This is a genomic window from Bradyrhizobium ferriligni, from assembly GCF_056837965.1.
Genome location: NZ_JBXEJO010000003.1, coordinates 69,733 through 87,393 on the forward strand (window position 1 = coordinate 69,733; position 17,661 = coordinate 87,393).

General features: G+C 65.3%; 15 protein-coding genes. 9 read left to right on the forward strand and 6 right to left on the reverse strand.

From position 1 onward, the window contains the following. Window positions 1–3 precede the first annotated feature (3 nt). The 3 genes from AC1VNY_RS02360 to AC1VNY_RS02370 all read right to left on the reverse strand — a co-directional run bounded on the left by AC1VNY_RS02360 (window position 4) and on the right by AC1VNY_RS02370 (window position 1,185). Window positions 4–258 (reverse strand): hypothetical protein, encoded by a 255-nt coding sequence (locus tag AC1VNY_RS02360; RefSeq protein WP_069278093.1) that lies wholly within the window; start codon window positions 256–258, stop codon window positions 4–6. Between the two features lie 173 nt (window positions 259–431). After that, window positions 432–707, reverse strand: a complete 276-nt coding sequence (locus AC1VNY_RS02365) for a hypothetical protein (protein WP_482403953.1) — start codon at window positions 705–707, stop codon at window positions 432–434. A gap of 13 nt (window positions 708–720) precedes the next feature. Then, window positions 721–1,185, reverse strand: a complete 465-nt coding sequence (locus AC1VNY_RS02370; protein WP_482403954.1) for a hypothetical protein — start codon at window positions 1,183–1,185, stop codon at window positions 721–723. Between the two features lie 503 nt (window positions 1,186–1,688). On the opposite strand from AC1VNY_RS02370, the gene AC1VNY_RS02375 reads away from it, so the two are divergent. From AC1VNY_RS02375 to AC1VNY_RS02405, 7 genes are all read left to right on the forward strand, one after another. After that, window positions 1,689–1,778, forward strand: a complete 90-nt coding sequence (locus AC1VNY_RS02375) for a K(+)-transporting ATPase subunit F (RefSeq protein ID WP_016846764.1) — start codon at window positions 1,689–1,691, stop codon at window positions 1,776–1,778. A 119-nt stretch (window positions 1,779–1,897) separates the two neighbouring features. Next, window positions 1,898–3,601: a potassium-transporting ATPase subunit KdpA gene (kdpA, locus tag AC1VNY_RS02380; RefSeq protein ID WP_482403955.1), complete on the forward strand. Its 1,704-nt coding sequence runs from the start codon at window positions 1,898–1,900 to the stop codon at window positions 3,599–3,601. Window positions 3,602–3,624: 23 nt separating this feature from the next. After that, a complete protein-coding gene (gene kdpB, locus AC1VNY_RS02385) occupies window positions 3,625–5,736 on the forward strand; it encodes a potassium-transporting ATPase subunit KdpB (RefSeq protein ID WP_482403956.1) in 2,112 nt (703 codons plus the stop codon). Between the two features lie 12 nt (window positions 5,737–5,748). After that, window positions 5,749–6,354, forward strand: a complete 606-nt coding sequence (locus tag AC1VNY_RS02390; RefSeq protein WP_482403957.1) for a K(+)-transporting ATPase subunit C — start codon at window positions 5,749–5,751, stop codon at window positions 6,352–6,354. Between the two features lie 39 nt (window positions 6,355–6,393). Beyond that, window positions 6,394–9,105 carry a DUF4118 domain-containing protein gene (locus tag AC1VNY_RS02395; protein WP_482403958.1) on the forward strand — a complete coding sequence of 904 codons (2,712 nt, stop codon included), beginning with the start codon at window positions 6,394–6,396 and terminating at the stop codon, window positions 9,103–9,105. Beyond that, a complete protein-coding gene (locus AC1VNY_RS02400) occupies window positions 9,102–9,791 on the forward strand; it encodes a response regulator (RefSeq protein WP_456782147.1) in 690 nt (229 codons plus the stop codon). Before AC1VNY_RS02395 ends, AC1VNY_RS02400 begins: the two co-directional genes overlap by 4 nt. A gap of 148 nt (window positions 9,792–9,939) precedes the next feature. Next, window positions 9,940–10,191 carry a DUF6496 domain-containing protein gene (locus tag AC1VNY_RS02405; RefSeq protein ID WP_482403959.1) on the forward strand — a complete coding sequence of 84 codons (252 nt, stop codon included), beginning with the start codon at window positions 9,940–9,942 and terminating at the stop codon, window positions 10,189–10,191. A gap of 113 nt (window positions 10,192–10,304) precedes the next feature. On the opposite strand, the gene ku is transcribed toward AC1VNY_RS02405, so the two are convergent. Continuing rightward, on the reverse strand, window positions 10,305–11,192 hold the full coding sequence (gene ku, locus AC1VNY_RS02410; protein WP_482403960.1) for a non-homologous end joining protein Ku: 888 nt from the start codon (window positions 11,190–11,192) through the stop codon (window positions 10,305–10,307). Window positions 11,193–11,308: 116 nt separating this feature from the next. On the opposite strand from ku, the gene ligD reads away from it, so the two are divergent. Next, a complete protein-coding gene (gene ligD, locus AC1VNY_RS02415; RefSeq protein WP_482403961.1) occupies window positions 11,309–13,951 on the forward strand; it encodes a DNA ligase D in 2,643 nt (880 codons plus the stop codon). Window positions 13,952–14,126: 175 nt separating this feature from the next. Here the strand turns inward: ligD and AC1VNY_RS02420 are convergent, their stop codons facing one another. Then, window positions 14,127–14,291 carry a DUF3309 family protein gene (locus AC1VNY_RS02420; protein WP_076823921.1) on the reverse strand — a complete coding sequence of 55 codons (165 nt, stop codon included), beginning with the start codon at window positions 14,289–14,291 and terminating at the stop codon, window positions 14,127–14,129. Between the two features lie 168 nt (window positions 14,292–14,459). Between AC1VNY_RS02420 and AC1VNY_RS02425 the strand changes: the two genes are divergently transcribed. Continuing rightward, a complete protein-coding gene (locus AC1VNY_RS02425) occupies window positions 14,460–14,768 on the forward strand; it encodes a polyhydroxyalkanoic acid system family protein (RefSeq protein ID WP_482403962.1) in 309 nt (102 codons plus the stop codon). A 107-nt stretch (window positions 14,769–14,875) separates the two neighbouring features. On the opposite strand, the gene treY is transcribed toward AC1VNY_RS02425, so the two are convergent. Then, the gene (treY, locus tag AC1VNY_RS02430) at window positions 14,876–17,659 is read right to left on the reverse strand and encodes a malto-oligosyltrehalose synthase (protein WP_482403963.1); all 2,784 of its coding nucleotides are present in this window, start codon (window positions 17,657–17,659) and stop codon (window positions 14,876–14,878) included. Window positions 17,660–17,661 lie beyond the last annotated feature (2 nt).

Consider the following 17,661-nt stretch of genomic DNA (forward strand, 5'->3'; position numbering starts at 1 on the left):
GGCTCACGCCACGCGGCTTGCGGGGAGGCTCGCGGTCTCGCCGCGCATATCGAGCTCGATCTCTCGCGACAGCTCGACGATCATTTCGGGATGCTGGCCATTCTCGAACAGCGCGTATTTGACGGCCTGGGCGCGGTTGACGAACAGGCCGCCATAGAGGCCGTTCTGTTGCTGGGCGACCCACTGGCCGCGATGGTTGCGGCCGATGAAGACGATGGTGGATGCGGCGCTACACGAGGGAGGTTCGACGAGTTTCACGGTTGTAGTCCTTCTTTCGTTCTGACGCGTTTTCCGAACGCGAACCGGTATCCGGTTCGCTCGAAAACGCTTCAGTCACAGTCACGCGATCAATGTCTGATTTGCCGGATATGAAATCGAGCGCGAAGGACGGCCGACTTCATAGGAGCGGCATAGGATTTTCCGGGATGGATTCAGAGACGCTGGACGATGCCGGTGCCGAGCGCGCACAGCGCGACATAGGCGGTCATCTCGTCCCAGTGGTTGAGGTTTGCGGCAAACGGCATTTCGCGCTTGGCGATCCCGGCAAAGGCGCAGATCATGGCCGACATCCACAACAGCGTGACGAGGCCCTTGCCGAAGCCGACACCGGCGAACACGGCAAAGCCGATCATGATGGCAAGCCGGAAGCCGAACCGGACCATGACCTGGACCGACTGCAGCTGCCGCGGCGGTTGTTTGGTATCCACGGCCGCGCCGCCTTCAGCCGATATTGTCGACGAACAGCGGCTCGTACAGCGCGGGCGTGTCGCGACGGACGGTCGGCACGCTGGTTCGGCTATCGGGTGAGGAGATCCGCTGCGCCTCGACGAAGGCGCTGAGGATCGCGAGCGCAAGATCGGCGTGGCGGGTCTCGATCGACTGGTCGAGCCAATCGGGCAGCTCGCGTTCGCGCGACAACGCGCAGTGCCACTCGCCCTCGTCATAGACCAGACGGCGGATCTGCCACTGCGGCAGTTCCAGATCGAGCAGCGCGATCGCGGCGTCGGTCCAGGCGCCCGACTGGATCAGGCGCTCGACGCGGTGGGTCTTGCCGCTCTGTCCGACCGACGGGAAGCGCCGGCAGGTCTGGCTGATGATGTCGGCCATGAATTCGGCTGTCACCGCATAGGCATCGCGCAGCCGTTCGCCGAGATCGATGGAGGTGTTTTGGGAAAGCACTGACATGGCGTCATCTCGTCTTGCGCGGCCCAGGAAATTGAAGCTCAAGGCATTGGCCGCAAGCCAAAAATGGCCGGACCGCCATTTGAAAACGAGATGAGGCGAGGGACGGAGATATAGGGATTCCATAAAGGCCAAGTTGTCGTCCTGGCGAAAGCCAGGACCCATTACCTCCGAATCTGCTTGTGAGATCAGGTTGGGGCCCCAGCCATCGCAAAACTCGGACCTGTGGTTATGGGTCCTGGCTTTCGCCAGGACGACTGCGGAGAGTCGCCTGCCGCCTTTATACGATTCCTATAACGTCCTTATTCGCCACCTCTCGAAAACCTATGCCCCGGATGGCACCTCACGGCCATCCGGCGCGGAGCGCTTATACGGTCGCCCCGCGCTCCCTCGGATGCATAGGAGTCACTCATGATGGACATTCTCATGGCGGCGCTTGCGGTCGGCTTCTTCGCGGCCGGCATCGGTTACGCCTACGCCTGCGAACGGCTGTAATGGAGGCGGCGATGATCTTCGATTATTCGCTCGCCGGCCTCGTCTCGCTCGGCCTGCTGTTCTACCTCACTTACGCATTGCTGCGGCCCGAACGCTTCTAGGCGGCCCGCGATGCTCACGCTTTGCACAATTCTGTTAGCCGACGCGATGCTGACCGGGCTGTTGCTCGGCTTGTTCGCGTCGATGCTGCGCTTCGCTCCCATTCGAAAGGTTTGACGCAATGACCGTCATCGGCTGGATTCAAATTATTCTGTTTTGCGCGATCGTTGCCGCGCTGGTCAAACCGCTCGGCTGGTACATGACCCGCGTGTTCAATGGCGAGCGCACCTTCCTATCGCCCGTGCTGCGCCCGGTCGAGCGCGGCATCTACTGGGTCGGCGGCGTCGACGAGCGGCGCGAGCAGCACTGGCTGACCTATACGGTCGCCATGCTGCTGTTCCACGTCGGCGGCTTCGCCATCATCTACGGGTTGATGCGGCTGCAGGCAGTGCTGCCGTTCAACCCAGCCGGACAGTCGGCGGTATCGGAGGATCTCTCCTTCAACACCGCGATCTCCTTCATCACCAACACCAACTGGCAGAACTACGGCGGCGAGAGCACGCTGTCCTATCTGGTCCAGATGGTCGGCCTGACCCACCAGAACTTCCTGTCGGCGGCGACCGGCATCGCGCTGGCGATGGCGCTGATCCGCGGCTTCACCCGCTCGTCGATGCGCACGGTCGGCAATTTCTGGGTCGACGTCACGCGCTGCACGCTCTACGTGCTGCTGCCGATCTGCATCGTCTATGCGCTGTTCCTGGTCTGGCAGGGCATGCCGCAGACGCTTGGCGCCTATGTCGACGCGACCACGCTGGAGGGTGGCAAGCAGACCATCGCGCTCGGTCCGGTGGCTTCGCAGGTCGCGATCAAGATGCTCGGCACCAATGGCGGCGGCTTCTTCAACGCCAACGCCGCGCATCCGTTCGAGAACCCGACGGCGCTGTCGAATCTCGTGCAGATGGTCTCGATCTTCGCGCTCGGCGCCGCGATGACCAACGTGTTCGGCCGCATGGTCGGCAACGAGCGTCAGGGCTGGGCGATCTTCGCCGTGATGGGCATCCTGTTCGTCGCCGGCGTCACCGTCACCTACTGGGCGGAAGCCAACGGCACCACTGCGTTGCACGCGCTCGGCCTCACCGGCGGCAACATGGAGGGCAAGGAGGTCCGCTTCGGCATCGTCGCATCCTCGCTGTTCGCCGTCGTCACCACCGCGGCCTCCTGCGGCGCGGTCAATGCCATGCATGACAGCTTCACCGCGCTCGGCGGCATGATCCCGCTGATCAACATGCAGCTCGGCGAGGTCATCATCGGCGGCGTCGGCGCCGGCTTCTACGGCATGCTGCTGTTCGTCGTGCTGGCGATCTTCGTCGCCGGCCTGATGGTCGGCCGCACCCCGGAATATGTCGGCAAGAAGATCGAGGCGCGCGAGGTCAAGATGGCGATGCTCGCGATCCTGGTGCTGCCGCTGATGTATCTCGGCTGGACCGCGGTCGGCGTGGTGCTGCCGTCGGCGGTGGCCTCGATGGCGAACTCCGGCCCGCACGGCTTCACTGAGGTGCTGTACGCCTTTACTTCGGCGACCGGCAATAACGGCTCGGCCTTCGCGGGCCTGACCGGCAACACCCTGTTCTACAATCTGACGCTCGCCTCCGCGATGTTCGTCGGCCGCTTCTTCATGATCGTGCCGGCGATGGCGATCGCGGGTTCGCTGGTCGAGAAGAAGTCGATCCCGGCCTCGGCGGGCACTTTCCCGACCACCGGCGGCCTCTTCGTCGGCCTCGTCATCGGCGTGATCCTGATCATCGGCGGTCTCACATTCTTCCCGGCGCTGGCGCTCGGGCCGATCGTCGAGCACCTCGCGATGAACGCCAACACCCTGTTCTGATCGAATTGTCCGGAGTGACAACCATGGAAACCACAAGACTGCAAAAGCAGGTGACGGCGTCGACCATGTTCGACCCGAAGATCCTGGTGCCGGCGATCCGCTCGGCCTTTGTCAAGCTCGATCCCCGCCTGATGGCGAAGAATCCCGTGATGTTCGTGGTCGAGGTCGTGGCCGCGTTGACCACGGTGATCTTCGTCCGCGACCTCGTCACCGGCAGCGCCAATCTCGGCTTCACCTTCCAGATCATCCTCTGGCTCTGGTTCACGGTGCTGTTCGCCAACTTCGCCGAGGCCGTCGCTGAGGGCCGCGGCAAGGCGCAGGCGGAATCGCTGAAGAAGACCCGCACCGAGAGCCAGGCCAAGCTGCTCACCGGCACCGACCGGACCTATCGCATGGTGCCCGGCACCTCGCTGAAGGTCGGCGACGTCGTGCTGGTCGAGGCCGGCGACAACATCCCGTCCGACGGTGAGGTGATTGAGGGCGTGGCCTCGGTGAATGAAGCGGCGATCACCGGTGAATCCGCGCCTGTGATCCGCGAGTCCGGCGGCGATCGTTCCGCGGTCACCGGCGGCACCCAGGTGCTGTCGGACTGGATCCGCGTCCGCATCACCGCAGCGCAAGGCTCGACCTTCATCGACCGCATGATCAGGCTGGTGGAGGGCGCCGAGCGGCAGAAGACGCCGAACGAGATCGCGCTCAATATCCTGCTGGCGGGTCTCACCATCATCTTCGTGTTCGCCACGGTGACGATCCCGAGCTATGCGGCCTATGCCGGCGGCTCGATCTCGGTCGTGGTGCTGGTGGCGCTGTTCGTGACGCTGATCCCGACCACGATCGGCGCGCTATTGTCGGCGATCGGCATCGCCGGCATGGACCGCCTGGTGCGCTTCAACGTGCTGGCGATGTCCGGCCGCGCGGTAGAGGCTGCCGGCGACGTCGATACGCTGCTGCTGGACAAGACCGGCACCATCACGCTCGGCAACCGCCAGGCGACCGCATTCCGTCCGATCCGCGGCGTCTCGGAGCAGGACCTCGCCGACGCGGCGCAGCTCGCCTCGCTCGCCGACGAAACGCCGGAAGGCCGCTCGATCGTGGTGCTGGCCAAGGAGAAATACGGCATTCGCGGCCGCGACATGCATGAGCTGGCCGCGACCTTCGTGCCGTTCACCGCGCAGACCCGCATGAGCGGCATCGATGCAGGCTCCTCGTCGGTCCGCAAGGGCGCGGTCGACGCCATCCTCGCCTATGTCGACGGCGGCTCGCCCCGCACCGTCGCCTCGGGCAACACAGTCCGCGCGGTCGCGGCGACGATGAGCGCCGAAGCGCGCGAGATCCAGTCGATCGCCGACGAGATCGCCAAGGCCGGCGGCACGCCGCTGGCCGTCGCCAAGGACGGCAAGCTGCTCGGCGTCGTGCATCTCAAGGACATCGTCAAGGGCGGCATCCGCGAGCGCTTTGCCGAACTGCGCCGCATGGGCATCCGCACCGTGATGATCACCGGCGACAACCCGATGACCGCGGCGGCGATCGCGGCCGAGGCCGGCGTCGACGACTTCCTGGCGCAGGCAACGCCCGAGGACAAGCTCAAGCTGATCCGCGACGAGCAGTCCAAGGGCAAGCTGGTCGCGATGTGCGGCGACGGCACCAATGACGCGCCGGCGCTGGCGCAGGCCGATGTCGGCGTCGCCATGAACACCGGCACGCAGGCTGCCCGTGAAGCCGGCAACATGGTCGACCTCGATTCCAATCCGACCAAGCTGATCGAGGTGGTGGAGATCGGCAAGCAGCTGCTGATGACCCGCGGCGCGCTGACCACGTTCTCGATCGCCAACGACGTCGCGAAGTACTTTGCGATCATCCCGGCGATGTTCCTCGCGTTCTATCCGCAGCTCCAGGTGCTGAACGTGATGCACCTGGCGAGCCCGCAGAGCGCGATCCTGTCGGCGATCATCTTCAACGCGCTGATCATCATCGCGCTGATCCCGCTGGCGCTGAAGGGCGTCAAGTATCGCGCGGTCGGTGCCGGCGCGCTGCTCGGCCGCAACCTGATGATCTACGGCCTGGGCGGCATCATCATCCCGTTCATCGGCATCAAGGCGATCGATCTCGTCGTCGCCGCTTTGGGCCTGGCTTAAGGAGCCGCAATCATGTTGAGAGAAATCCGCCCCGCCATCCTCGTGCTGGTCCTGCTGACCGCGATTACGGGCCTTGCCTATCCGCTCGCCATCACCGGGATTGCCGGCGTCATCTTTCCGCGGCAGGCGCAAGGCAGCCTGATCGAACAGGACGGCAAGGTGATCGGCTCCGCCCTGATCGGGCAGGAGTTCAAGGAGGACAAATATTTCCACGGCCGGCCGTCGGCGACGGTCGCGCCCGATCCGAACGACTCCACGAAGACCGTGCCGGCGCCCTATAACGCGGCCAATTCCGGCGGCTCCAACCTCGGTCCGACCAGCAAGGCGCTGAACGACCGGGTCAAGGAGGATGTCGAGAAGCTGAAGGCGGAGAACCCGTCCGCCCGCGTGCCGGTCGATCTCGTGACCACGTCGGGCAGCGGGCTCGATCCGGATATTTCGCCGGACGCCGCGCTGTTCCAGGTCCCGCGGGTCGCCAAGGCGCGCAGCATGTCCGAGGACGCGGTGCGCGAGCTGGTGACGCAGAACACGAAGGGCCGCTTCGCCGGCGTGATCGGCGAGCCCCGCGTTAACGTTCTTGCGCTCAACCTGGCGCTCGACGCGGCAAACGCAAAATAGGGGAGTAGGCTGTCTCTCGCAGGATGACTATATTGCGGTATGGCCAATCAGCGCGACCCTGACAAACGACCCTCGCCGGATGCGCTGCTGGAGGCGGCGCGCCGGGAGACCGATCGATCGGGACGGCTGAAGATCTTCATCGGCGCCGCCCCCGGCGTCGGCAAGACCTACGAGATGCTCTCGAGCGCTCACGCCCGCCTCAAGGCGGGCGTCGACGTCGTGGTCGGCGTCGTCGAGACCCACGGCCGGATCGAGACCGAGGCGTTGCTTAGGGGTCTCGAAGTGCTGCCGCGGAAGCGGCTGGCCTACCGCGACCAGACGCTCGAGGAGATGGACCTCGACGCATTGATCGCGCGGCGGCCGCAGCTGGCGCTGGTCGACGAGCTCGCCCATACCAACGCGCCGGGCAGCCGGCATCCCAAGCGCTATCTCGACGTCGAGGAACTGCTGTCGCACGGCATCGACGTCTACACCGCGATCAACATCCAGCACATCGAGAGCCTCAACGACGTCGTCGCGCAGATCACCCATGTGCGGGTGCGCGAGACGGTGCCGGACTCGGTGGTCGATCGCGCCGATGCGATCGAGCTGATCGACCTGACGCCCGACGATCTGATCCAGCGGCTGAAGGAGGGCAAGGTCTATGTGCCGAGACAAGCCGAGCGGGCGCTGGAACACTATTTCTCGCCAGGCAATCTGACCGCGCTGCGCGAGCTGGCGCTGCGCCGCACCGCCGAGCGGGTCGACGAGCAGCTGCTCAACCACATGCAGGCCAATGCGATTGCCGGACCCTGGGCCGCCGGCGAGCGCATCCTGGTGTGCCTGAGCGAGGATCCGCGCGCGGCCGGCCTCGTGCGCTACACCAAGCGTCTCGCCGACCGGCTGCATGCGCAATGGACCGCGGTCAGCATCGAGACGCGACGCAGCCTGCAACTGAGCGACGAGCAGCGCGACCGGCTGGCCGACACCATGCGGCTCGCGGAATCGCTCGGCGGCGAGGCGTTGACGCTTCCCGGCGTCGGCCGCCGCATCGCCGACGACGTCATCAATTTCGCCCAGGCCAACAACGTCACCCAGATCATCATCGGCAAGTCGACGCGCTCGCGCTGGTTCGAACTGACGCATGGATCCGTCGTGCACGATCTGGTGCGCCGCGCCGGCAATATCAGCGTCAACGTGATCGCCGGCGACGAGCTGCCGGTCGGCAAGGCGGCGGTGCAGACCGCGCAGCGGCAGGAGGCGTTCAATCCGCGGCCCTATCTGATGGCGCTGCTGCTGGCGGCGCTCGGGCTCGGCGCGGCCAAGCTGATCCAGCCGTTTTTCGGCATCGAGAATGTCGACCTCGTCTTCCTCACCGCCGTGGTCGGCGCCGCGGCGCGCTACGGCCTCGGGCCGTCGCTGCTGGCGAGCGTCGCGGCCTCGCTGTGCTACAATTTCTTCTTCCTGCCGCCGGTCTATACCTTCACCATCACCGACCCGACCAATGTCGCGGCGTTCTTCTTCTTCATGCTGATCGCGCTTCTGGTCTCCAACGTCGCGGCGCGCGTGCGCACCCAGGCCGACACCGCGATCAGCCGCGTCCGCACCACCGAATCGCTCTACGCCTTCAGCCGCAAGCTCGCCGGCACCGCGACACTGGACGACGTGCTGTGGGCGACCGCCTACCAGATCGCGCTGATGCTCAAGGTGCGCGTGGTGCTGCTGCTGCCGGAGGACGGGATGCTGACCGTCAAGAGCGGCTATCCGCCGGAGGATCAGCTCGATCAGGCCGATCTCGCCGCCGCCAACTGGGCCTGGGGCAACGATCGCCCGGCCGGCCGCGGCTCGGACACGCTGCCGGGGGGAAAACGGCTGTTCCTGCCGATGCGCACCGGCCGCGGTCCGATCGGGGTGATCGGCATCGATGACGACCGCACCGGGCCCTTGCTGACACCGGACCAGCGCCGGCTGCTCGATGCGCTGGTCGACCAGGGCGCGCTGGCGATCGAGCGCGTGCTGCTGGTCGAGGACATGGACCGCGTCAAGCGCACGGTGGAATCCGACCGGCTGCGCGGCGCGCTCCTGACCTCGATCTCGCACGATCTCAAGACCCCGCTGGCCTCGGTGCTCGGCTCGGCGTCGGCGCTGCGCGACCTCGGCGCCAACCTGAGCGATGCGCAGAAGCATGATCTGCTCGCCACCGTGATCGACGAGTCCGAGCGGTTGAATCGGTTCATCGCCAATCTGCTCGACATGACCAAGCTGGAATCCGGCGCGATCGTGCCCAACACGGCGCGGCACGACGTCGGCGAGATCGTCGGCAGCGCGCTGCGACGGGCGAGCAAGATCCTGGTGCATCACCGGGTGTCGCTGGAGCTCGCGGCCGACCTGCCGATGCTGGAGCTCGACGCCGTGCTGTTCGAGCAGGTGCTGTTCAACCTGCTCGACAACGCCGCCAAATACGCCCCATCAGACACCACGATCTCGATCCGCGGCGCCCGCGACCGCGACACGATCGCGCTGCAGATCCTCGATGAGGGCAACGGGATTCCCGTGGCCGAGCTCGAAAGCGTGTTCGACAAATTCTATCGCGCCGAGAAGGGCGACCACGTTCGTCCCGGCACCGGCCTAGGGCTTGCGATCTCGCGCGGCTTCGTCGAGGCGATGCGCGGCACGATCGCGGCGGCCAACCGCGCCGACCGCAGCGGCGCCGTCATCACCATCCGCCTGCCGATCCCCGCCGACACCAACGCGCTGGACACTGCTGCATGAACGCCACGCCGATCAAGGTCCTGGTCATCGACGACGAGCCGCCGATCCGCAAGCTGCTGCGGATGGGGCTGAGCACGCAGGGCTACGACATTCTCGAGGCATCCAACGGCAAGCTGGCGCTGGAGATGCTGGCCGAGGGGCCGGCGCTGATCATCCTCGACCTCGGATTGCCCGACATCCAGGGCCACGATCTCTTGCGCATGATCCGCGGCCGCAACGAGAGCGTGCCGATCGTGGTGCTGTCGAGCCGCGGCGACGAGGCCGGCAAGGTGCAGGCGCTCGACCTCGGCGCCGACGACTATCTGACCAAGCCGTTCGGCATGGACGAATTGCTGGCGCGGCTGCGCGCGGCGCTGCGCCATCAGTTGCAGGTGCAGGGCGAGCGGCCGGTGTTCCGATCCGGCGATCTCTCGGTCGATCTGGTGCGCCGGATCGTCAAGGTCGGCGACAAGGAGATCAAGCTGTCGCCGAAGGAATATGACCTGCTGCGCGTGCTGGTGCAGCATGCCGGCAAGGTGCTGACCCACCGCTTCCTCTTGAAGGAATTGTGGGACGAGCTGACCGACGCGCAATATCTGCGGGTCTATGTGCGCCAGCTTCGCCAGAAGATCGAGGCCGACCCGGAGCGTCCGCAATTCGTGCTGACCGAGACCGGCATCGGCTATCGGCTGCGCGCAGCGGACTAACATGTAGCCCGGATGAGCGAAGCGATATCCGGGGCATCTCCCGCATGTCGCTGCGCTCATGCGGGCTACGTTGGTGCCGTCGCCCGACGACACCAAACGGAACTTTCGCTGCCATCGAGGCTTGTTTTCCGTTAGCGGGAGACAACCCATGGCCAGGAAATATTCGCGGAAGGCATCGCGTGATGTCGAGCGCGCGATGAAGAAACGCAAGGCCGGCACGCTGCGCAGCGGCCGCTCCAAGAAGAAGGTGAAGAGCCGCAAGCAGGCGATCGCGATCGGCCTGTCCGAGGCGCGCGCCAAGGGCAAGAAGGTGCCGAAGAAGGCGTCCAAGAAGAAGACGGCGAAGAAGCGCAAGACTGCCAACAAGACGGCCAAGAAGCGGAAGAGCTCGAAGAAGTAGTAGGGCTAGGCTGCCTGCTTCGTCACGGCCGGGCTTGACCCGACCATCCACGTCGTTCTGACCAAGTCGATGGATACCCGGGTCAAGCCCGGGCATGATGCTTAAAATCCGACTTACCCCGCCTTGCGTCGCCGCGCGCTTGACCGGTGCGCCTTCTTGGCGGCGCGGCGATGCGCGGTCGGGCGGCGCGCGGTGGAGCGCGAGCGCCGTGCGCCGCTCTTGCCGCCCTTCAGGCTCTGCTGCAGCGCGTCCATCAGGCTCACGACGTTGCTTGGCTTCTCCTCGCGCTCGGCGGCCTTGATCGGCTTGCCGGCCGCCTTGCGGCGGACCAGGGCCTTCAGCGTGGTCTCATACTCGTCCTTGAATTTCGACGGATCGAAATGCGCGGCCTTGCTGTCGAGAATATGGCCGGCGAGCTCGATCATGTCCTTCGTGACCTTCGGGCTCTTGATGTCGTCGAAATAATCGTCGGCATCGCGCAGCTCGCAGGGGTAGCGCAAGGTGGTGCCGAGCATACCCTTGTCGAGCGGCTCGATCGCGATCACATGCTCGCGGTTGGTCAGCACGATCCGCGCCAGCGCGACGCGGTCCTGATCCTTCATGGCATCGCGGATCACCGTGAACGCGTCGACGCCGGCCTTGCCGTCGGGCCTGATATAATAGGGGTGGTCGAGATAGCGCTTGTCGATCTCGCCCTCGGGCACGAAGCTGTCGATGTCGATGGTATGGTTGCTCTCGATCTGGACCGCTTCGAGTTCGTCCTTCTCGATCTCGACATATTTGCCCTTGCTGACCTCGTAGCCGCGGCCCTTCTGATCGCCCTCGACGACGTCGCCGGTCTCGGTATCGACCATCTGTTGCTTCAGCCGGTTGCCGGTCTCCCGGTTGATCATGTGGAAGCGGGTCTTCTCGACCGCGGTCGAGGCCGGGTAGAGCGCCACCGGGCATGACACCAGCGAGAGCTTGAGCGTGCCTTTCCAGTAGGCGCGGGGAGCGGCCATGATCGCCTCCAAACAGCTTGAGTTTGGAACTTGAACGGATACCGTGGGTTTTGGTTCCTGATGGCCGCACGGAGGCGGCGGCCGTCGTTTGCGCCGAGGGTTTGCCGAGGTTTGTTGTGTCGCTGAGAAACCTGTCCACCTATCGCAAGAAGCGCGACTTCGAGAAGACCAGCGAGCCGGCGGGCGACGTCAAGGTCGCACCTAGCAAGCAGCGGCGCTTCGTCATCCAGAAGCACGACGCGACGCGGCTGCATTACGACCTGAGGCTCGAATTCGACGGCGTCTTCAAGTCCTGGGCGGTGACGCGCGGGCCCTCGCTCGATCCGCATGACAAGCGACTGGCGGTCGAGGTCGAGGATCATCCGCTCGACTATGGTGATTTCGAAGGCACCATTCCCGACGGCCAGTATGGCGGCGGCACGGTGCAACTGTGGGATCGCGGCACCTGGGAATCGGACGATCCCGAACGCGGCTTCAAGAAAGGCGACCTGAAGTTCACGCTCGAGGGCGACAAGCTGCACGGCAGCTGGGTGCTGGTGCGGATGAAGGGCGACCGCTTCGGCGGCAAGCGCACCAACTGGCTCCTGATCAAGCACCGCGACGAATATGCCGTTGACGGCAACGGCGAGGAGATCCTCGACGAGGACCGTTCGGTCGCCTCCGGACGCTCGATGGCGCAGATCGCGGCCGGCAAGGGCCGGGCGCCGAAGCCGTTCATGCTGGCCAAGGGTAACGGCAAGGCCAAGGCTGACGCGGTCTGGCAGTCCAACCACGGCATGGCTGCGGACGCGCGCGCCAGGACCAAGGCGCCGGCGCCCAAGGAGCGGCTGAAAGTGGCGCGGCAGGCGAAACCGAAGCAGGTATCGGAGATGCCCGATTTCGTCGCGCCGCAGCTCTGCGCCGCGGTCGAGTCTCCACCAAATGGCACGGGCTGGTGCCACGAGATCAAGTTCGACGGCTACCGCGTGCAGCTCCGTGTCGAAGACGGCGAGGCCGTGCTGAAGACGCGCAAGGGGCTCGACTGGACCGCCAAGTTCGGCGCGATCGTGAAGGAGGCGGAGAAGCTGCCCGACGCGCTGATCGATGGCGAGATCGTCGCGCTCGACAAGAACGGCACGCCGCATTTTTCGACGCTGCAGGCCGCGCTCTCCGACGGCAAGACGGATCGGCTGATCTTCTACGCGTTCGACCTGCTGTTCGCCGGCACCGAGGACCTGCGCCCGCTGCCGCTCGCCGAGCGCAAGACGCGGCTGAAGCAATTGCTCGCGGCGCGCAAGGGCAAGAACCCTCTGATCCGCTATGTCGAACATTTCGAGCAGCGCGGCGAGGCGGTGCTGGAATCCGCGCGCAAGCTCGGCCTCGAAGGTATCGTCTCCAAGCGGCTCGACGGTGCCTACCGTTCCGGCCGCTCCGACGACTGGACCAAGGCAAAAATCCGCGCCGGCCATGAGGTGGTGCTCGGCGGCTGGAAGACCACTAATGGAAAATTCCGCTCGCTGATGGCGGGCGTCTATCGCGGCGATCATCTGGCGTTTGTCGGTATCGTCGGCACCGGCTTCGGCCAGGACACCGTCCGCCGCATCATGCCGGCGCTGAAGGCGGCGGAGGCGGACGAGAGCCCGTTCGGCGGCAAGGACGCGCCGAAGAAGACCCGCGACGTGCACTGGCTGAAGCCGGAGCTGGTCGCCGAGATCGAGTTCGCCGGCTGGACCGACGCCGGCAATATCCGCCAGGCCGCCTTCAAGGGCCTGCGCCAGGACAAGCCGGCGCACGAAGTCGAGGCCGAGCGGCCGGTTGTAACCAAAGTGGTGAAGCCGATGGCCAAGGGCGTGGCGAAGAAGGGCACCGGGAAGGCGTCCAGCGAGGTGATGGGCGTCGTCATCTCGCATCCGGACAAGGCGCTGTGGCCTGATGCGGGCGATGGCGAGCCGGTGACCAAGCTCGACCTCGCCAACTATTTCGAGGCGGTCGGCGAATGGATGATCTCCTATCTCAAGGGCCGGCCGTGCTCGATCGTGCGTGCGCCCGACGGCATCAAGGGCGAGACCTTCTTCCAGCGTCATGCGATGGCCGGCACATCAAAACTCCTCAAGCTTGCGAAGGTCTCGGGTGACCGCAAACCCTATCTGCAGATCGACCAGGTTGAGGGCCTGGCGGCGGTCGCGCAGGCCGGCGGCCTCGAGCTGCATCCCTGGAATTGCGCGCCCGATGCCTATGACACGCCGGGCCGGTTGGTGTTTGATCTCGATCCCGCGCCCGATGTCGCATTCACCGACGTGATCGATGCCGCCAAGGACATGCGGCAGCGGCTGACCGCGGTCGGTCTCGAAAGCTTCTGCAAGACCACCGGCGGTAAGGGGCTGCACGTCGTCACACCGCTGCTCGCAGGCAGCAGGGACAAGGTGACGTGGAAGGAGGCCAAGGCGTTCGCGCAGGCGGTCTGCCAGTGGATGGCGCAGGACGATCCCGAGCGCTATCTGATCAACATGTCCAAGGCCAAGCGCACGGGAAAAATCTTCCTCGACTATTTGCGCAACGACAGGATGTCGACGGCGGTCGCGGTGTTGTCGCCGCGGGCGCGTCCGGGAGCGACGGTGTCGATGCCGCTGACCTGGCCGCAGCTGCGCGGTGATCTCGATCCGAAGAAATTCACGCTACGCGCCGTGCCGGCCTTGCTCGCGAAGACGAAGGCCTGGGATGGCTACGAGGACGCGGCCTCGTCGATCAAGTCGGCGATGAAGAAGCTCGCGGCGCAGTAGAAACGGTTGGGCACGACTCGTGCCGCTGGCTTGGTTCGTCATACCCCGCGGAAGCGGGGTATCCAGTACGCCGCGGCTTATCGGTTCAATCGCAAGCGTCTCTGGAATACTGGATCACCCGCTTGCGCGGGTGATGACAGTCGTTGATGTGGATCGGGCACAGTGCCGCCACGCGCTACAGTCGTCCCATCAGGAGCAGGATCAGCAGGATCACGACGACCAGGCCGAGCCCGCCGCCGCCGTAATAGCCGGTGCCGTAAAACGGTCCGCCGCCGATGCCGCTGAAGCCGCCAAGCAGCGCAATGACCAGAATGATGAGAATGATCGTTCCAATTGACATCTACCGTCTCCTCAGCCCCGCGGGCTCGTCTCGTTTCTGCCCTTCGGGAAGGAAAACAACCCGTAACTGTGAAGGTTCCGGAGTTGGCGGCGCGATAAAACTGTGTGGTTCTTCCGTTTGCCTTGGAACAGAACTACATCAACGAAATCCACAGAGGAGTGCATCGCAATGTCGGCGCCGCTGATCGTTTCGATACCCCATAGCCTCGGCCGCGACGAGGCGATGCGCCGCTTGAAAACGGGCCTGTCGCGCGCGACGGCGAACCTGCCGGTCATGAGCGTCGACGAGGAGCGCTGGGACGGCAACCGGATGAGCTTTCGCATCCGGGCGCTGGGGCAGGTCGCGGCCGGGCATGTCGATGTCGAGGATACTCATGTGCGCGTCGAGGTGACGCTGCCGTGGCTGCTGCAACGGTTCGCCGAGGTCGCGCAGGTGGCGATCCAGAAGCGCGGGAAATTGCTGCTGACCAAGCGCTGAAGCAGGACGCTAAAGCATGATCCGGAAAAGTGTGAAGCGGTTTTCCGAAAAGATCATGCTCAAAGGAGCTAAAGCGCGATGAGGATTCAACCCAATCTCATCGCGCTTTAGGCATGCGAGCGCGCTCGTTTTGAGGTTGGTTTCGACGCCGTTGCGGCCTTGGCCTTTAGCACCGCGACCGGAAGATTGGCGAACAGCGCCGGGAGCTGAATCCTGGTTGCGCCATCCCTGAGTGCATATCCAGCCGCGTCGAGTTCACCCTCAAAAGCTTCGGGGCGCGGCCAGCTGCGGCCACCTTGCGTGAATGGGGCGAATGATCTTGCCACCGCAACGATGGCCGCCTCGCGGCCATGGCGCCGCGCGAAGGCAATGACGTGATCGCGGTGCGGGCCGCTGACCGCGAGCGGCACGTAGTCGCCGCTGGTGAACACATCGGCCATCTCGTTGCGGAGCCGGAGCAGATGCCGCGTCCATGCGAATTTGAGACGGCCGTCGCGCCAGTCTTGCGCCAGGGCATCCCAATCCGGCGTCTCCAGTGCGGCGAGCATTCCTGTCCGTTCGGCAAAGTCGACCGGGCGGCGGTTGTCCGGATCGACCAGCGAAAGATCCCAGCCTTCGGTGCCCTGGTAGAAATCCGGCACGCCCGGCATGGTTGCCTTCAGCGTGATCTGGCTGAGCGAATTCAGCGCGCCAATCAGCGCGGTGCGCCGCGCCAGCGTCCCCAGCGCATCGAGGAATTCGGGTGCGGTCTTGCGATCGAGGATTCGTTCGACAAAGGCTTTCACGCCGGCCTCGTAAGGCTGGTGCGGATTGAGCCAGCTGGTTTCCTGCTTGCCCTCGCGCGCGGCCTTCAGCGCGTAGGCCTGGATGCGGGCGGCGAGCGAGGCATCATCGGGATCCCAGGCGCCGAGCAGGGCCTGATACAGCATGTATTCGAACGTCGCCGATGGCGCGCGCATCTCGCCGTCGAGCACGAGATGCGGCGCATTCAGCACCTTCCAGCGCGCCACCGCGCTGGTCCATTCGCCGGGGATTTCCGCAAGCGCCATGATGCGGGCGCGGGCGTCCTCGCCGCGCTTGGTGTCGTGGGTCGCGGTCGCCGTCATGCCGTGCGGCCATTCGCGGGCGCGGGCCTGCATCATGGCGTGGAAGGCCTCGGGTGCGATCGCGCCCGCCGCCGGATCGCCGCCAACCTCGTTGAGCGCTAGCAGCCGGTGATAGCGATAGAAGGCGGTATCCTCCAGCGACTTCGCCATCATCGGCCCGGTGAATTGCTGCACCTTCAGCGCGAAGCGCCGGACCCGCGGCGCGCCATGCGGCGGCCGGCCGGGCTGCAAAAGGTCCATGGTCAAGGCGTCGCGCAGGAAATCGAAGATGCCTTCGTCGGCGGCGAACCAGTCGGCGCGGGCGCGCTCGATGGTCTCGCGGATCAGCGCGCGGTCGTGCGCGGCTGGGCCGGAGGCGGTGAGATAGGTGCGATAGACCGGAAAGTGCAGCACATAGAGCTCGAGCGCCTGCCGCAGACTGTCGCCGGAGAAGTCGCGGGTCGAGTAGTGTCCGCTGGCAATGCGCGCGAGCAGCCGCGCCAGCACGGTAAATTCGCTGGTGAGCAGCGTCTCCAGCACGCGCTGCTTGGCCTCGCGCAACACCGGCGTCAGGTTCGGCGACTGGTTGCTGATCTGGCGCCAGATTTCGTTGAGCGGATCGAGGCCGCGACCGTCGACCAGTGCCTGGCTGATCGTGTTCATCCATTCATAGCCGGTGGTGCCGTGAACGCCGCTGAATCTCGGCAGCTTCTCGTCCTCGCCGAGGATCTTCTCGATCACCATGTAGAACGGTCTGGCTTTCGCGCCCTGCGCGGCGCGGATCAGGCGGCGCAGCCGCTGGAAGTACTGCGCGGGATCGCGCAGGCCGTCGATATGGTCGAGCCGCAAGCCCTGCAGCCGGTCTTCGGCGATCAGCCGCTTCACAAGGCTATGGCTCGCCTCGAAGGTGGCGGCGTCCTCGACCCTGAGGCCGGCCAGCGTGTTGACGTCGAAGAAGCGGCGATAGTTGATGTCGCTGGACGCCAGCCGCCAGTGGCCGAGCTTGTAGTGCTGGCGTTCCAGCAAATGGTGCAGCGCCAGCGTCTGGGTCGGGCGGTCCTCACCGGCGCGATAGGCATCGAGGCCGCGTGCGATGATGTCGGCGCCGCCCTCGATCGCCTTGATCGCCGCCTTCAGCGCCGGCGCCTCGACGCGGTTGGGATGACGCAGCCCCCGGTATAGCACGGCGAGCTCGAGCATCGCGTGTCCGGCGATGCTCTGTTCGGCAGCGGCCTCGCGGACGACGGTGCGCAGCACCTCGCCATAGCGCTCCGGCGCGATCGGCAGGCGGTGCTCGAAATACCAGGCCGAGAAGCTGCCTTCGTTCGCGTCATAGCGCAGCTCGATGTCGCCGCGCTCCAGCGCCTGGCCATAGGACGAGCCGAGGATCGGCAGCAGCACGCCGCCGCGCGCGCGATAGGGCAACTGGTCCCAGTCGATGTCGAAGGAGACCGCGTGCGGCGACACCGGTCCCCATTCCAGCACGTCGAGCCACCACGGATTGTCGGCGAAGTGAACGCCGACATGGTTCGGCACGAAATCCAGGATCAGGCCGAGATCATGGCGCTTCAATGCGTCGCTCAGCCGCGCAAAGCCCTCTTCGCCCCCGAGCTCAGGATTGAATTTGGTGTGATCGACAACGTCATAGCCATGGGTCGACCCCTTGCGCGCCTTCATGAAGGGCGACGCATAGACATGGCTGATGCCGAGGGCCTTCAGATACGGCGCCACGCCGGCGGCGGCATCGAAGTCGAAATCGGCAGTGAGTTGCAGACGGTAGGTTGCGATCGGGATCGCCGGAGGCATTA

Bases quoted from the DNA above. Each gene is read 5' to 3' on its own strand.
- AC1VNY_RS02370 (WP_482403954.1), bottom strand. From the start codon at position 1,185: ATGTCAGTGCTTTCCCAAAACACCTCCATCGATCTCGGCGAACGGCTG.
- AC1VNY_RS02375 (WP_016846764.1), top strand. From the start codon at position 1,689: ATGATCTTCGATTATTCGCTCGCCGGCCTCGTCTCGCTCGGCCTGCTG.
- kdpA (WP_482403955.1), top strand. From the start codon at position 1,898: ATGACCGTCATCGGCTGGATTCAAATTATTCTGTTTTGCGCGATCGTT.
- kdpB (WP_482403956.1), top strand. From the start codon at position 3,625: ATGGAAACCACAAGACTGCAAAAGCAGGTGACGGCGTCGACCATGTTC.
- AC1VNY_RS02390 (WP_482403957.1), top strand. From the start codon at position 5,749: ATGTTGAGAGAAATCCGCCCCGCCATCCTCGTGCTGGTCCTGCTGACC.
- AC1VNY_RS02395 (WP_482403958.1), top strand. From the start codon at position 6,394: ATGGCCAATCAGCGCGACCCTGACAAACGACCCTCGCCGGATGCGCTG.
- AC1VNY_RS02400 (WP_456782147.1), top strand. From the start codon at position 9,102: ATGAACGCCACGCCGATCAAGGTCCTGGTCATCGACGACGAGCCGCCG.
- AC1VNY_RS02405 (WP_482403959.1), top strand. From the start codon at position 9,940: ATGGCCAGGAAATATTCGCGGAAGGCATCGCGTGATGTCGAGCGCGCG.
- ku (WP_482403960.1), bottom strand. From the start codon at position 11,192: ATGGCCGCTCCCCGCGCCTACTGGAAAGGCACGCTCAAGCTCTCGCTG.
- AC1VNY_RS02420 (WP_076823921.1), bottom strand. From the start codon at position 14,291: ATGTCAATTGGAACGATCATTCTCATCATTCTGGTCATTGCGCTGCTT.
- AC1VNY_RS02425 (WP_482403962.1), top strand. From the start codon at position 14,460: ATGTCGGCGCCGCTGATCGTTTCGATACCCCATAGCCTCGGCCGCGAC.
- treY (WP_482403963.1), bottom strand. From the start codon at position 17,659: ATGCCTCCGGCGATCCCGATCGCAACCTACCGTCTGCAACTCACTGCC.